Annotated in this window: 12 protein-coding genes; 8 read left to right on the top strand and 4 right to left on the bottom strand. The window is 57.5% G+C overall.

Going from position 1 to position 14302, the window contains the following annotated elements; genetic code table 11:
• Nucleotides 1–424: 424 nt before the first annotated feature.
• Nucleotides 425–1771, bottom strand: a complete 1347-nt coding sequence (locus tag ACIQAL_RS23165) for an aspartate aminotransferase family protein (protein ID WP_166598390.1) — start codon at nucleotides 1769–1771, stop codon at nucleotides 425–427.
• 136 nt (nucleotides 1772–1907) lie between these two features.
• Between ACIQAL_RS23165 and ACIQAL_RS23160 the strand changes: the two genes are divergently transcribed.
• The 6 genes from ACIQAL_RS23160 (at nucleotide 1908) to ACIQAL_RS23135 (ending at nucleotide 8636) form a co-directional block, all read left to right on the top strand.
• Entirely contained in the window at nucleotides 1908–2828 is a 921-nt protein-coding gene (locus tag ACIQAL_RS23160; protein ID WP_401149799.1) for a LysR family transcriptional regulator, read from the top strand.
• Between the two features lie 265 nt (nucleotides 2829–3093).
• On the top strand, nucleotides 3094–4473 hold the full coding sequence (locus ACIQAL_RS23155; protein ID WP_401149797.1) for a uracil-xanthine permease family protein: 1380 nt from the start codon (nucleotides 3094–3096) through the stop codon (nucleotides 4471–4473).
• Between the two features lie 84 nt (nucleotides 4474–4557).
• Nucleotides 4558–5217, top strand: coding sequence for a TetR/AcrR family transcriptional regulator (locus ACIQAL_RS23150; RefSeq protein ID WP_401149796.1), 660 nt, complete (start codon nucleotides 4558–4560; stop codon nucleotides 5215–5217).
• A 35-nt stretch (nucleotides 5218–5252) separates the two neighbouring features.
• Entirely contained in the window at nucleotides 5253–5846 is a 594-nt protein-coding gene (locus tag ACIQAL_RS23145; protein ID WP_401149794.1) for an IMPACT family protein, read from the top strand.
• Nucleotides 5847–6367: 521 nt separating this feature from the next.
• Nucleotides 6368–7054, top strand: a complete 687-nt coding sequence (locus ACIQAL_RS23140; RefSeq protein WP_401149793.1) for an SDR family oxidoreductase — start codon at nucleotides 6368–6370, stop codon at nucleotides 7052–7054.
• 226 nt (nucleotides 7055–7280) lie between these two features.
• Entirely contained in the window at nucleotides 7281–8636 is a 1356-nt protein-coding gene (locus ACIQAL_RS23135; protein ID WP_401149791.1) for an 8-oxoguanine deaminase, read from the top strand.
• A gap of 107 nt (nucleotides 8637–8743) precedes the next feature.
• Here the strand turns inward: ACIQAL_RS23135 and ACIQAL_RS23130 are convergent, their stop codons facing one another.
• Nucleotides 8744–9835: a calcium:proton antiporter gene (locus tag ACIQAL_RS23130; RefSeq protein WP_401149790.1), complete on the bottom strand. Its 1092-nt coding sequence runs from the start codon at nucleotides 9833–9835 to the stop codon at nucleotides 8744–8746.
• A 239-nt stretch (nucleotides 9836–10074) separates the two neighbouring features.
• On the opposite strand from ACIQAL_RS23130, the gene ACIQAL_RS23125 reads away from it, so the two are divergent.
• Complete coding sequence (locus ACIQAL_RS23125) at nucleotides 10075–11028, top strand: adenosine deaminase (protein ID WP_401149789.1); 954 nt, start codon at nucleotides 10075–10077, stop codon at nucleotides 11026–11028.
• A 91-nt stretch (nucleotides 11029–11119) separates the two neighbouring features.
• Here the strand turns inward: ACIQAL_RS23125 and ACIQAL_RS23120 are convergent, their stop codons facing one another.
• Nucleotides 11120–11812 (bottom strand): ArsR/SmtB family transcription factor, encoded by a 693-nt coding sequence (locus tag ACIQAL_RS23120; protein WP_401149787.1) that lies wholly within the window; start codon nucleotides 11810–11812, stop codon nucleotides 11120–11122.
• Nucleotides 11813–12487: 675 nt separating this feature from the next.
• Complete coding sequence (locus tag ACIQAL_RS23115; protein WP_401149785.1) at nucleotides 12488–13696, bottom strand: multidrug effflux MFS transporter; 1209 nt, start codon at nucleotides 13694–13696, stop codon at nucleotides 12488–12490.
• A 230-nt stretch (nucleotides 13697–13926) separates the two neighbouring features.
• On the opposite strand from ACIQAL_RS23115, the gene ACIQAL_RS23110 reads away from it, so the two are divergent.
• Nucleotides 13927–14286, top strand: a complete 360-nt coding sequence (locus tag ACIQAL_RS23110; protein WP_341959877.1) for a hypothetical protein — start codon at nucleotides 13927–13929, stop codon at nucleotides 14284–14286.
• Nucleotides 14287–14302: the final 16 nt, after the last annotated feature.

Raw genomic sequence — 14302 nt, 5'->3', positions numbered from 1 at the left:
GCGCTTCGTTCGACTTGGCGTCTCATGTCAGCGGGAGGCGAATTCTACAGCGTTACAACCTGCTGTCAACCACCTTTTTCACCGCTGTCGATTCAGACACCTAAACCGAAGCATTTCCTCGTTATCCTGAACCTGTAACCCGTTGATCTTCAAGGAGTTTTCGGTTCCGACTGCGCCGGAAGTGGGGCGAATTATAGACACATCCGGAGGGGCGTCAACCCCTAATTTGAAATTAGCTGGAAGTTTCACGTTTTAAGCTGTGAGAGGCGGTGAAGATGGCCCTCCCGCGGCCATCGTCCACCCTGTTGTCAGCTGCGGCCATGCCGTCTTCTATATATAGCCACTCACTTCATCGCGGTGCCGCGCCATAACCTCAGACGCCTGGGTAGCCGAAGCTGCGCCTGTGAAGAACTGAAAGAAGAACTCAGTCGATCTGATTGAGCGCTTCGCCCACTGCGTCGAACATGCGGTCCAGATCTTGGGGTTTGCTGTTGAAGGTTGGCCCGAACTGCAAAGTGTCGCCACCGAAGCGCACGTAGAAACCCGCCTTCCACAGTTTCATCGCGGTCTCGAACGGACGGACAATCGCGTCGCCATCGCGTGCGGCAATCTGAATGGCGCCAGCCAGACCGTAGTTGCGGATGTCGATCACGTTTTTGCTGCCTTTCAAACCGTGCAGCGCGTTTTCGAAATGCGGTGCAGTCTCGGCCACCTGCTGTACCAGATTCTCGCGTTGGAGGATATCCAGTGCGGCCAGACCTGCAGCGCACGCTACCGGATGCGCGGAGTAGGTATAGCCATGAGGAAATTCCACGGCGTACTCAGGCGTCGCTTGATTCATGAACGTCTGGTAAATCTCGCTGCTGGCAATCACCGCACCCATCGGAATCGCGCCGTTGGTGACTTGTTTGGCAATGCACATCAGATCCGGGGTCACACCGAAGCTGTCGGCACCGAACATCGAGCCAGTACGACCGAAGCCAGTGATCACTTCATCGAAGATCAGCAAGATGTTGTGTTGATCGCAGATTTCACGCAGGCGCTTCAAATAACCCTGCGGCGGAACGATCACGCCCGCCGAGCCCGCCATAGGTTCTACGATGACCGCTGCGATGTTCGAGGCGTCGTGCAGCTCGATCAGCTTGAGCATCTCGTCGGCCAATGCGATCCCGCCTTGCTCTGGCATGCCTCGAGAATAGGCATTGCTCGCGAGCAACGTGTGAGGCAGATGATCAACGTCCATCAATTGACCGAACATCTTGCGGTTACCGTTCACGCCACCCAGGCTGGTGCCCGCAATGTTCACGCCGTGGTACCCACGGGCACGACCGATCATTTTGGTTTTGGTCGCCTGCCCTTTAAGGCGCCAGTAGGCTCGAACCATTTTCACGGCAGTATCGGCGCACTCGGAACCCGAGTCGGTATAGAACACATGGTTCAGGTTACCCGGCGTCAGGTCTGTGATCTTTTCGGCAAGCTGGAACGACAGTGGGTGACCGAACTGGAAGCCCGGCGAGTAATCCAGCGTGCCCAGCTGTTTCGAGACGGCTTCCTGAATCTCCTTGCGCGTATGCCCGGCACCACAGGTCCACAGACCTGAAAGCCCATCGTAGATCTTGCGGCCCTTATCGTCTGTCAGATAGCTGCCCTCTGCCGCCACGATCAGTCGGGGATCGCGCTGGAAATTGCGGTTTGCGGTGTAGGGCATCCAGTGCGCGTCGAGCTTGAGCTGACTGGCCAAGGACATATCGGACGATTCGGGCATGTTCATTGGAATAACCTCACAAGGACGTGGGTGGTCGATCTTCAAAAGCCCTGAAGCCGGACCGGGTTGCAGCTACGTTGCCACGGGCATAAAGTCGCTAAAACCCCGCTTTTATGATCTTTAGTTCGTGGACCACTAAACAATGAGCACACGCCGTTCCGATCCTTTGGCGCAAGTCAGCGACTTCGATATCCGCCTGTTGCGAATCTTTCGAAACGTAGTCGAAGCGGGTGGGTTCTCTGCCGCAGAAAGCAGCTTGGGCATTGGCCGCTCTGCCATTAGTCAGCAGATGAGTGATCTTGAGCAACGGCTCGGATTGCGCCTCTGCCAACGTGGCCGGGCAGGGTTTTCGCTGACGGAAGAAGGCCGCGAGGTGTATCAGTCATCGCTACAACTCTTGAGCGCACTTGAGAGTTTTCGCACAGAGGTGAACGGCCTTCACCGACACTTACGCGGCGAGCTGAACATTGGGCTGACCGATAACCTGGTCACCCTCCCCCATATGCGGATCACCCATGCGTTGTCGAAGCTCAAGGAGCTTGGTCCGGACGTGCACATCAATATCCGTATGGTCGCGCCCAACGAAGTCGAACAAGGTGTGCTCGATGGCCGCTTGCACGTGGGTGTAGTTCCCCAAGCCAGCGCGCTGTCAGGCCTTGAATATCAGTCGCTCTACAGCGAGCGCTCATTGCTGTATTGCGCCGTCGGTCATCCCCTCTTCTATGTAGACGACGCACAACTTAGTGATGAACGTCTGGCCGACCAGGAAGCGATCGCGCCGACCTTTCGCCTGCCGGCAGATATCCAGGCGCACTATCAGGCGCTGAAATGCACCGCCAGCGCGTCTGACCGGGAGGGCATGGCGTTCCTGATCCTCACCGGCCGTTACATTGGCTACTTGCCAGACCACTATGCGACGTTCTGGGTGCAACAGGGTCGGCTGCGAGCCTTGAAACCTCTGTCGCGTTTTTACGATTTGAGTCTGGTGACGGTGACGCGCAAAGGTCGCCGCCCGCATTTGGTGCTGGAAAGCTTTCTAGAGAGCCTGGCGGCCACACGATGAGGCAGCAGCGCTACAACCCAAGCGATACGCATCCCCTTAAAAATCGCCAAAAAAATTTTAATCGTCTGATTTCTATAGGTTTATCGAAAGAAAAATAAACCGTATCTGATCATATGGACAGGTTTTTGCAACGTGGCTTTCAATAGAGGTTCGAGAGCTCAACGCCCCCGATGGAGAGCCTGCTACCGCGTTACTGCGGGTTCGCGATGTTTCACCGGGGGCCCGGCTCATCGAACAGGCCAGACACAAAACCCGAGAGTCCAGCATGCAACCTGAAGCGCCAGACAATAACGATCTGATCTACGGCCTCAACGACCGCCCGAAACCTGCGCCGGCCATTCTGGCTGCTGCTCAGCACGTGCTGGCGGCATTTGTCGGCATCATCACGCCGCCGCTGATCATTGGGTCCGCGTTGGGACTGGGTGCCTACCTGCCTTACTTGATCAGCATGGCGTTGATGGTGTCGGGTGTAGGCACTTTCATCCAGGCGCGTCGTCCGTTCGGCATCGGCGCGGGGATGATTTGTTTGCAAGGCACCAGCTTCGCGTTTCTCGGTGCCGTGCTGTCCGCAGGATTCATGGTCAAGCAACGTGGGGGCAGCCCCGAAGACATCATGGCCATGGTGTTTGGCGTGTGTTTTTTCGGCGCTGTCGTGCAGATCGTGCTCAGCCGTTTCATTGGCCAGTTGCGTCGGGTCATCACGCCGCTGGTGACCGGGATCGTCATCACCCTGATTGGCGTCAGCCTGATCAAGGTGGGGGTGACCGACCTGGGCGGCGGCTTCAACGCTCCCGATTTCGGCGAACCGGCCAATCTGATGCTGGGCGCATTCGTGTTGTTGGTGATCATTTTGCTCAATCGTTCGAGTACACCTTGGGTGCGGCTGTCGGCAATTATCATCGGGCTGGCAGTGGGCAGTGTCGCAGCCTGGTTCAGCGGCAAGCTGGTCCCTCATTCCATAAGCGATGTCGCGTTGGTCAGTATTCCTACGCCCTTTCGGTTCGGTTTCAACTTCGATTGGGCGGCCTTCTTGCCTGTCGCGTTGATTTATCTGATCAGCAGCATCGAAACCGTTGGCGATCTGACTGCCAATTGCATGCTCTCTCGCGAACCGATCAAAGGCCCGACCTATATTGCACGTCTCAAGGGTGGTGTATTGGGGGATGGCGTGAGCTGCATGATTGCCGCGACGTTCAGTGCGTTCCCCAACACCACGTTCGCGCAGAACAACGGGGTGATTCAGCTGACGGGCGTGGCCAGCCGCTACGTCGGTCTCTACATCGGAGCGATCCTTTTTTTGCTCGGTCTTTTCCCGGTCATCGGTGCGATTCTTCAGCAAATTCCAAAACCAGTGCTGGGTGGTGCGACGTTGGTGATGTTCGGAAGCGTTGCCGCTGCGGGCGTGCGCATCCTCGCGCAAGCGCCTCTGGACCGACGCAGCATGTTGATCATCGCCACCTCGTTCGGCGTTGGGCTGGGTATCGCCGCTCAACCAACATTGCTGCAACATCTACCGATGCTGGTGCAAAACCTGTTCGACTCTGCGATTACCAGCGGCGGCCTGACCGCCATCGTCATGTGCTTGATGCTGCCAGAAAGCAAGGAGGCCCGCGCTCAAAAGGAAATGGAGGCCCTTGGGCACTAATTTCCACCACGAACGCTTGTCGGATCGCCTTGGGTGCGTTATCTGTTCACCCCGTCGCACCCAATGATCCGTCTGGAACCGCACATGGCCCTTGAAGTCCCCGCTCACAGCGTCAGCGCCGCCAAACCGGCGAGCCGAATTCGTCAAAAGAATGAAGAAGCGATCATGAAGGCAGCCGAAGACGAGTTCGCTCGTCACGGGTTCAAAGGCACCAGCATGAACACCATTGCGCTTAACGCCGGGCTGCCCAAGGCTAACTTGCATTATTACTTCACCAACAAATTGGGTCTGTACATCGCGGTCTTGAGCAGCATCATTCAGCTGTGGGACAGCACGTTCAATAACCTGAAGGTCGAGGACGATCCCGCTCAGGCGCTGGCCCAATACATTCGCGCGAAGATGGAGTTTTCCCGCCGGCAGCCACAGGCCTCGCGCATTTTCGCGATGGAAATCATCAGCGGCGGCGAATGCCTGAACGAGTATTTCAGCCAGGATTACCGGGCCTGGTTCCAAGGTCGGGCAGCGGTGTTTCAAGCGTGGATCGATGCCGGAAAAATGGACCCCATCGATCCGGTGCACCTGATCTTCCTGTTGTGGGGCAGCACTCAGCATTACGCCGATTTCGCCACGCAAATCTGCCAGGTGACCGGACGCTCGCGCCTGACCAAACAAGACATGGACGATGCGGGCACCAACCTGATTCGTATCATCCTCAAAGGTTGTGGGCTGACGCCTCCGATCTGAATGTACGAAACGTCCTGATTTCAGCTGGAACCGTCATGCCTTCGACCCTCATCGGCCCTTGCGAATTTCGCGAGGAAATTCGCAAAAGCCGCTTCATCACCTTTGCTGCGCCTATCAGCAGCCCCGCCGACGCTCAAGCCTTCATCGAGCAAAACAGTGACCTCAATGCCACGCACAATTGCTGGGCCTGGAAGCTAGGCGCGCAGTACCGCAGCACGGATGACGGCGAGCCCGGCGGCACGGCGGGGCGCCCCATTTTGGCGGCCATCGAAGCGCAGGATTTCGATCAAGTGGTGGTTCTGGTGATTCGCTGGTACGGCGGCATTCAATTGGGCACTGGCGGCCTGGCCCGAGCTTACGGCGGCGGTGCAAACAAATGCCTGCAACAAGCGGAGCGCCTGCCGCTGGTCAACCGTGTCTTGCTCCACTTCGACTGCACCTTCAGCGAACTGACGCTGGTCAAGCTGCGACTGGCTGAACTCAACGGGCTGGTACAGGACGAGCAGTTCACGGCGGTAGGTGTGGATCTCTCGGTCGGACTGGGTCCGGATCACATTCAGACTTTTCAACGTCAGCTGTCCGACATCAGTCGCGGCCGTATTGTTTTGCGCGAGGATGACGCTGAATGACATGCGGGGGCTTGAGGAGCGAACACAGATCGTTGCCCACATCTACTGTGCATCCGGCTGTGGACAAACTGAGCATATCCAGCTGCAGCCTTGATTTATATAGCGCGCACGCTTCTGATCATTTTTCGCTCAATTCCCTTATCCACTGCGTAAAACAGCCAAAAAACAGGGGGTTAGCGTGCCTTATCGCAACTGAGTCCTACGCGCACGGCCCTTATACCCACTGTTTGAGCTTGCGCACATTAACTGTGGAGCAACCTGTGGATAACACGTGCAACGTTGTCCACAATGCCGAAGCTATCTTGCCCAGCGGGATTTGGTCATTTTTTGTACAAGAAAACTGAACCAAATTGACACTACGCTGCAACACTGTTCTGTTCGCGACAACCGCCGGAGGTTCGGCCACCACCACGGGGATCGCCAGAATCAGCTGACCGTTACGCCGGAAAAATAAATTCCTGGCTCTGCGTGCGGTCCACTCTGCTAACCCTACCCATTTAGTCCTCCAAGGAGTGACATTCATGTCTGCCAAAAAAACTGCGCTCATCATCGGCGCCTCTCGTGGCCTGGGCCTTGGGCTGGTGCAACGTCTGACTGAACAAGGGTGGGACGTTACGGCCACTGTTCGTGATGCGCTCAAGGCCGATGACTTGAAAGCCACCCCCGGCGTGCATATCCAGACGCTGGACATGGATGAGCAGTCCTCGCTGGAAGTCCTCACTCACAACCTCAAGGGTCAGGTTTATGACCTACTCTTCGTCAACGCCGGCATCATGGGCCCGTTGCACGCCTCCCCTACCGACGCCACCGCGGGCGAACTGGGCCAGTTGTTCCTGACCAACGCCGTGGCACCCATTCGGCTGGCCAAACGCTTCGTCGACCAAATTCGACCGGGCACTGGCGTCATCGCTTTCATGAGCTCGGTGCTGGGCAGCGTGACCATGCCCGAGGCCCCCGAAATGGCGCTCTACAAAGCGAGCAAGGCGGCCCTCAACTCCATGACCAACACCTTCGTCACTCAACTGGGCGACAACAAACCTACCGTGCTGTCCATGCATCCGGGTTGGGTCCGTACCGCCATGGGCGGCGAAGGCGCCGACATCGACGTGGAAACCAGCGTTCGCGGAATGGTTGAGCAATTGGAACGGTTCGCCGGAAAAGGTGGGCACCATTTCGTGAATTACAAAGGGGAAACGATTCCTTGGTGATCGCTTCGCTTATGTAGCCGTGCGGCTTGCCGACAGCGGCGACTTGAATAACGTTGCGGGCAAGATGCTGCTGAAGATTCCACACACGGCATCTTGCATCGCCTCACCGGACGCACCTAAACTCCCCTTCGCCTCGCGCCCGATCCAACGGCGCGGCGACCCTGGATCAGCAGACAGGGCAAAACTGAGCTGGCTACCTGAACCCACTTTTCAGAGGAGCCGGCCCATGCCCGCGATCCGTATCTGGTTGAAAAATCCCCTTGCCGTGTTTACCGCCAATGACCTCGATGCCCGAGGTGGGCTGGTGGTGCAGAACGGTGTGATTGTCGAAATGCTTGCCTCGGGCCAATCGCCTGCCCAGCCGTGCGATCAGGTCTTCGATGCCCGCGAGCATGTGCTGTTGCCGGGGCTGATCAACACCCACCATCACTTCTACCAAACCCTTACCCGTGCCTGGGCGCCAGTGGTGAATCAGCCGCTGTTTCCATGGCTGAAAACCCTGTACCCGGTCTGGGCACGGCTCACGCCGGAAAAGCTGGCGCTGGCGAGCAAGGTTGCACTGACCGAACTGTTGCTGTCCGGCTGCACGACTGCCGCCGATCATCATTATCTGTTTCCGGACGGTCTGGAGCAGGCTATTGATGTCCAGGTCGAGAGTGTGCGGGAGCTGGGCATGCGAGCGATGCTGACGCGAGGGTCGATGAGTCTCGGCGAGGCCGATGGAGGCCTGCCGCCACAGCAAACGGTCCAGCAGGGGCAGGTGATTCTGGAGGACAGTCAGCGGCTGATCGAGCGTTATCACGAGCGTGGCGAAGGTGCGCAGATCCAGATCGCGCTAGCGCCCTGCTCGCCATTTTCCGTGACCACCGAGATCATGTCCGAAAGCGCTGCATTGGCTGAAAAACTCGACGTTCGCCTGCACACTCACTTGGCCGAGACGCTGGATGAAGAGGACTTTTGCCTACAACGCTTTGGCTTGCGCACGGTGGATTATCTCGACAGCGTGGGTTGGCTCGGACCGCGGACCTGGCTCGCTCACGGGATTCATTTCAATGAGCAGGAAATCGCCCGGCTGGGCGCAGCGGGAACCGGTATTTGCCATTGCCCGAGTTCGAACATGCGCCTGGCGTCGGGGATCTGTCCGACGCTGGATTTGACGGCTGCCGGTGCGCCGATTGGCTTGGGGGTCGATGGCTCGGCGTCCAATGACGGATCGAACATGATTCTCGAAGCGAAGCAGGCGTTGTACTTGCAGCGATTGCGTTATGGCGCCGAGAAGATCACCCCCGAGGTGTCATTAGGCTGGGCGACGCGAGGTTCGGCGCAACTGCTTGGCCGCCGCGACATTGGCGAACTGGCCGTAGGGAAACAGGCCGACATGGCGCTGTTCAAGCTGGATGAGCTGCGTTTTTCCGGCAGCCATGACCCGCTGTCAGCCTTGTTGCTGTGCGGGGCTGATCGTGCGGACCGGGTGATGATTGGCGGCGAATGGCGGGTGATCGATGGGCAGGTCGAAGGGCTGGATCTGAAAGGTTTGATCGCCGATCACCGGCAGGCCGCAGCGAAGTTGATTAACGGCTGATCACGCAATGCTCTGTAGGTCTTCGTTTGCTCACGATGGCCGTCTGTCGGCCGTACCATCACCGACCGACACGCCGCCATCGCGAACAGCGAAGCCCCTACGAATACCTAAAGCCCCATCAACGACAGCATCACGAACGTTGCGAACAACACGAAGTGAGTCATGCCTTCGATGGCATTGGTTTCGCCGTCGTTGAGGTTGATGGCGCTCACCAGCAAGGTGACAAAGATCATCACGGTTTGCACCGGCGTCATTGCCATCTGGAACGGCTGGCCGGTGTACAGCGCCATCGCTTCCATCACGGGAACCGTCAGGATCACCGTCGACAATGACGCACCCAGCGCGATGTTGACCACCGACTGCATGCGGTTGGCCAACGCGGCACGCAAGGCGGTAAGGATTTCGGGCGCTGCGGAAATCGCGGCCACCAGAATCGCGGTCATGACTGGCGGCGCCCCGCTGCCTTCCAGTCCGAGGTCCACGGTCTTGGACATGACTTCTGCCAACGCGCCGATGATCACCACACCAAACACCAGAATGCCGATGGAGAGCGACAGGTTCACCTCTTCGACGGTGTGCTCCGGCTGATCCTTGCGACGCTTCTTATCGGGATAGCTGTAGCTGAAAAAGTAACTGTGCGGCCCCACTTGCATGCGCAGGAACAGCGCGTAAAGCAGGATCATCGCGCCGATCGTGAAGCCGGAGTACACCTTCCAGTTCGACTCGGGGATGAACTCGGGCACGACCATCGACACGGCCATCGCGGTCAGAATCATCACGCTGTAGGAGCGTGCGGAATCATCGTTGTAAGACTGTTCTCCATGCTTGAGCCCGCCCATCAACGCGGCGAGACCGAGAATGCCGTTGATGTCGAGCATGACCGCCGAATAAATGGTGTCCCGCACCAGCGTCGGTGAGGGTTCGTTGCTCATCATGATCGCCAGAATGACGACCTCGACCAAGACCGCCGATAGGGTCAGGATCATGGTGCCGTAGGGGTCCCCGACCTTTTCCGCCAGCAGTTCAGCGTGGTGCGCCACGCGCATCGAAGCACAAACGATGAAAGCCACCAGCACGATCCCCGCGATCAGCGCGACAGTGTTGCCGTGGCTGAGCAACTGGTGCTCGAACGGGTAGGCGAAGCAGGTCGCGATCACCGCTAACAGAAGAAACTTTTCTTGCTTGAGAATCGTGCCCATCGTTGCCTCTTGTCCTCGCGACCGAGGCCGCACATCCATGGAGTGATTAGTGCTCACGGCGATGAGAGTGCTTGTTGTAAATAAAGGTTTCAAGACACGTGTGACACGCATTGCAGCCCGACTCCGTACGGGAGCATGATCGTTGCCCACCGGACCTGAACCTTTCGGTCAGGTTTTTAACCAGCCGACGCGCATGACTCTGTAGAATGCCGGCCATTGCACCTGATGAGAAAAAGCACATGTACGACTGGCTGAACGCCTTGCCCAAGGCTGAATTGCACCTGCATCTGGAAGGCTCGCTGGAGCCTGAACTGCTGTTCGCGCTGGCCGAACGCAACAAGATCGCCCTGCCTTGGACGGACGTTGAAGCGCTGCGCAAGGCCTACGCCTTCAACAACCTCCAAGAGTTTCTAGACCTCTATTATCAAGGCGCGGATGTGCTGCGCACCGAGGAGGATTTCTATGATCTGACGTGGGCGTACCTGCAGCGCTGCAAAGCGCAGAACGTGATTCACACCGAGCCCTTCTTCGATCCACAGACCCACACTGATCGGGGCATCCCCTTCGAAGTGGTCCTCAACGGGATTTCGAAAGCACTGAAAGATGGCAAGGAACAACTCGGTATTGGCAGCGGCCTGATCCTGAGCTTCTTGCGTCACCTGAGTGAAGACGAAGCCCAGAAAACCCTCGACATGGCCCTGCCCTATCGCGAAACCTTCGTTGCCGTCGGTCTCGACAGTTCAGAGATGGGTCACCCGCCGAGCAAGTTTCAACGTGTGTTCGACCGCGCGCGCAGCGAAGGCTTCCTGACCGTGGCGCACGCTGGAGAGGAAGGCCCCCCTGAATACATTTGGGAAGCGCTCGATCTACTGAAAATTCAGCGCATTGATCACGGCGTAAGGGCGATTGAAGACGAGCGATTGATGCAACGGATCATCGACGAGCAGATTCCGCTGACCGTCTGCCCGCTGTCCAACACCAAACTGTGCGTGTTCGACCACATGAGCCAGCACAACATTCTCGACATGCTGGAACGAGGCGTGAAGGTCACCGTCAACTCCGATGACCCGGCGTATTTCGGCGGCTATGTGACCGAAAACTTCCACGCGCTGCATGAACACCTGGGGATGACGCAAGACCAGGCGAAACGCCTGGCACAGAACAGCCTGGATGCACGGCTGGTAAAACCCTGAACGGGTGATTCGTGGGGGCGAATCGCGTCGCCCCCACGGTTTGATCTTTAGCCTGCCGCCCCTTAAAAGCGCTTCCCCTCCTTCCGCCTGATCAAGCCGCTGCCGCTATCTTGCTGATTTCCCGTTGCCCGTTTGAAGAGACCTGCAACGTGCACGCCTCTTCCGTAGCACGCAACCAGCCCAACTGCATGAATAGCTGCAGCAGCCCGGCGCCCAATGCCCCGCCCAGATGCGGGTGCACATCACTGCAATCGATGCAGGCGCAGACGGTTTCGCGCTGCCGAAGAGCAAGCGCTGGGACGAAGATACCCCGCTCGGCGAACCGGGAAATGCCAACACTGGTGACTTCCAGCCGTTGATCGCATTGCTCGATCCAGCCAGCACCGAGTAACCGTTGATACAGCGCCGTCGCCAACTCTCCGCCCAAATGATCGGAGCACACGCTGGCTCGCCGTAAAGGCAGTTGCGGCAACGGCTGTGCGACGCTGCGGCTGATGACTTCCGCGCTGATCACCGATGCACTGGCTAACGCCTGAACTGCGGTGCCGACCTCCGGTGCAGCCAGCCGGAAAAATCGCTTTTTGCCTCGCGTTTCCAGCCTGAGCAAGCCACCGGACGCTAACCGTGCGAGATGCGCGCCTGCCGATGACGTGGATAGCCCCACCAGCAGTGCCAGTTCATCCGCCGCCCGAGAGGCCCCATCCAACAATGCCCACATGATCGCGCTGCGTTTCGGGTCCGCCAGCAGTGCGGCAATCTGGCTGATGCAAGGTGCATGTTCCATGTTTTCACTCCCTGTTGAAACATTCGTATAACGGTGGCCGGGTCGCCACATATCGTAAGCAGCCAACAGTGTTGCCATGACCGAATGATGGCCTTGATTTACGTCATATCTTGAAAACTCTGTGCAACAGAAGTCGTGTGGCAATACAGATTCGTCCGCGCGACCACAACAGGTTCAATGTCTTGTCATTAAATCGGATTCACAGTGGTGGCATAGTATAAGCGTTGCACCACGCTAGAGAATCGGCTCGCGAATACTTGATACTGAAGTTTGTCAGTATTGTCAGCAAAACGTGACGCAAAGGCTCCCCTTTGTGGCGTGCCCAACAAACATTCACCCAGCGCCAGCATGCACGACTCGCGGGGCTTTCAGGCCGATTCACGCAAAGGTCTCACCCGACGACCACGGTAATTGCCTACAACCAACTCTCCGATACCTCTCAAAAAAAACATCCCTTAGTCTAACTCTGGCCACGAGATGCTCTGATTGAAAAATCAGCTGTTTTATTTTTACAAAAGCGGAGCTGTAAGAAATGTCTTTTTTTAAAGTAGTAAAAGGCAACCTATTAGTTTTGATTCTTCTACGCACCGGACACGATCAAACAGGTTCGGAGACTTCCGACACTCTGGATCGGGGCCGCCTGACTGCGACGCGCCGTGCGTCGCAGGGCATGGTTCAGATGCGGACGTCGGCGTGAGGCATCGCCGCATCACGTTTTTGCTGAGCGCGGCGGGTCACCATCGCCAACCCTACCGCCAACACACCACACAGCGTGATGACGGTCGCCATTGGCACCGCGGTGCCGTCGTGGAGAAACCCCACTAACGAAGCAGCACCCGCTGCCACGCTGAATTGCAGGCAGCCGAGAAGAGCCGACGCGCTTCCTGCACGTTTGCCTTGTCCGGCCATGGCGCACGCGGAGGCATTGGGAATGATGCAGCCCAGGCTGGCAATGTAAACGAACAGCGGAATCAACAACGGCCACAGTTGCTGAGTGTGCAGCGAGGCAATCGTCAGCAGCACGACGGCTGCGCTGCAGTAAAGCCAGACCGCACGGGACAGCAGCCATGCCGGACCGAAACGCCCCACCAGGCGGGCATTGACTTGCGCCACCAGGATGAAACCTGCGGCATTGGTGCCGAACAACCAGCCATAATGCTCAGCAGGAACGCCATACAGTTTGATAAAGACGAAAGGAGATCCCGCGATGTAAGAGAACATACCGGCCATCGCAATCCCGCCGGTCAAGGCATGGCCCAGGAAGATCCGGTCGCCGAACAGCGCCCAATAAGACCCCAATGCGCCCGAAAGTGGTAATCGCGGATGCCCGGCGGGCATGCTTTCCGGCAATCCCAGCGCAACGGCGAGCGCCGTGAGTGCGCTGAAAACGGTCAGCGTCAGGAAGATGGCTTGCCAACCGTAGACGTTCACCAGCAGGCCGCCGAGCATCGGCGCCAGAATGGGCGCCAACCCCATCACCAGCATCAATTGCGAAAACACTTTGGCGGACTGCACCGGGGAGCATTTATCGCTGACGATTGCGCGAGATAGCACCATTCCCGCGCAGCCCCCCAAGGCCTGTACGAAGCGGGCGGCAATCAACCATTCAAGACCAGGGGCAAAGGCGCAGGCCAGAGAAGCCAGCGTGAACAGCCCTACTCCGAACAGCAGTGGGATGCGTCGCCCAAAACGGTCAGCAATCGGGCCGTAGGCCAGTTGCCCGATACTCAGCCCGAGAAAGTAGGACGCCAGGGTCATCTGGACGTGCTTTTCGTCAGTCCCGAATGCCAACGCCATCGCGGGGAAGCCAGGAAGATAAAAGTCGATGGCCATCGGGCCAAATGCGCTGAGGGCGCCGAGAATAAGGATCGTTCTAAGGTTCATCAATCTTCCTAAGCCGTTTTACGCAGCTCGGCAGTTTAACAACCTTGGCTGTTTTTCAGGTTGTCTAGAAAAAAATTACCAGAAGTTTTTTCACCCATGGCGGCCGTCAGGCGGAAATCGGGAACTAATCAGGGCTGACCGAGCATCGGTTAATGGATTTATCACACGCCTTTTACAAATAACTTACGAATCCGCTTCTAGACTTTTTACATAAGTCGAGGAATACGGAAATGAATACGCGCTGGGTTGTGCTGTGGTGCTGTTTAGTGGTCGCCGGATGTCAGTCTACCCACGACCAGTTAGTGTCTGAAGGCTATCCGCCTGCTTTCGCTGACGGGTTTCAGGATGGTTGCGGTAGCGGTCGTCAATCCATCGACCCCATGAAGGGGCAGTACAAAAAGGATGTGCAGCGTTACTTGCGCGATACGATTTATGCGCAAGGCTGGAGTGACGGTTTCAATCAATGTCAGGGCCAGTTGGCCAATCGCAATGTTCAGGACCAGGGGCGGGACAGCATCTGGAATGACCGTGATCGAGCCTGGGAACAACAGAAAACCCAGGACGCCGCCAAGGCCTATCGCTCCCACTGATGCCTGTGTCGCTGCG

Origin of the sequence: Pseudomonas sp. NPDC088368, assembly GCF_044753445.1 — a bacterium.
Classification (GTDB): Bacteria; Pseudomonadota; Gammaproteobacteria; order Pseudomonadales; family Pseudomonadaceae; genus Aquipseudomonas; species Aquipseudomonas bambusae.
The sequence above is the reverse complement of the archived record's forward strand: the minus strand, read 5'-3'. Positions and strand labels throughout refer to the sequence as shown.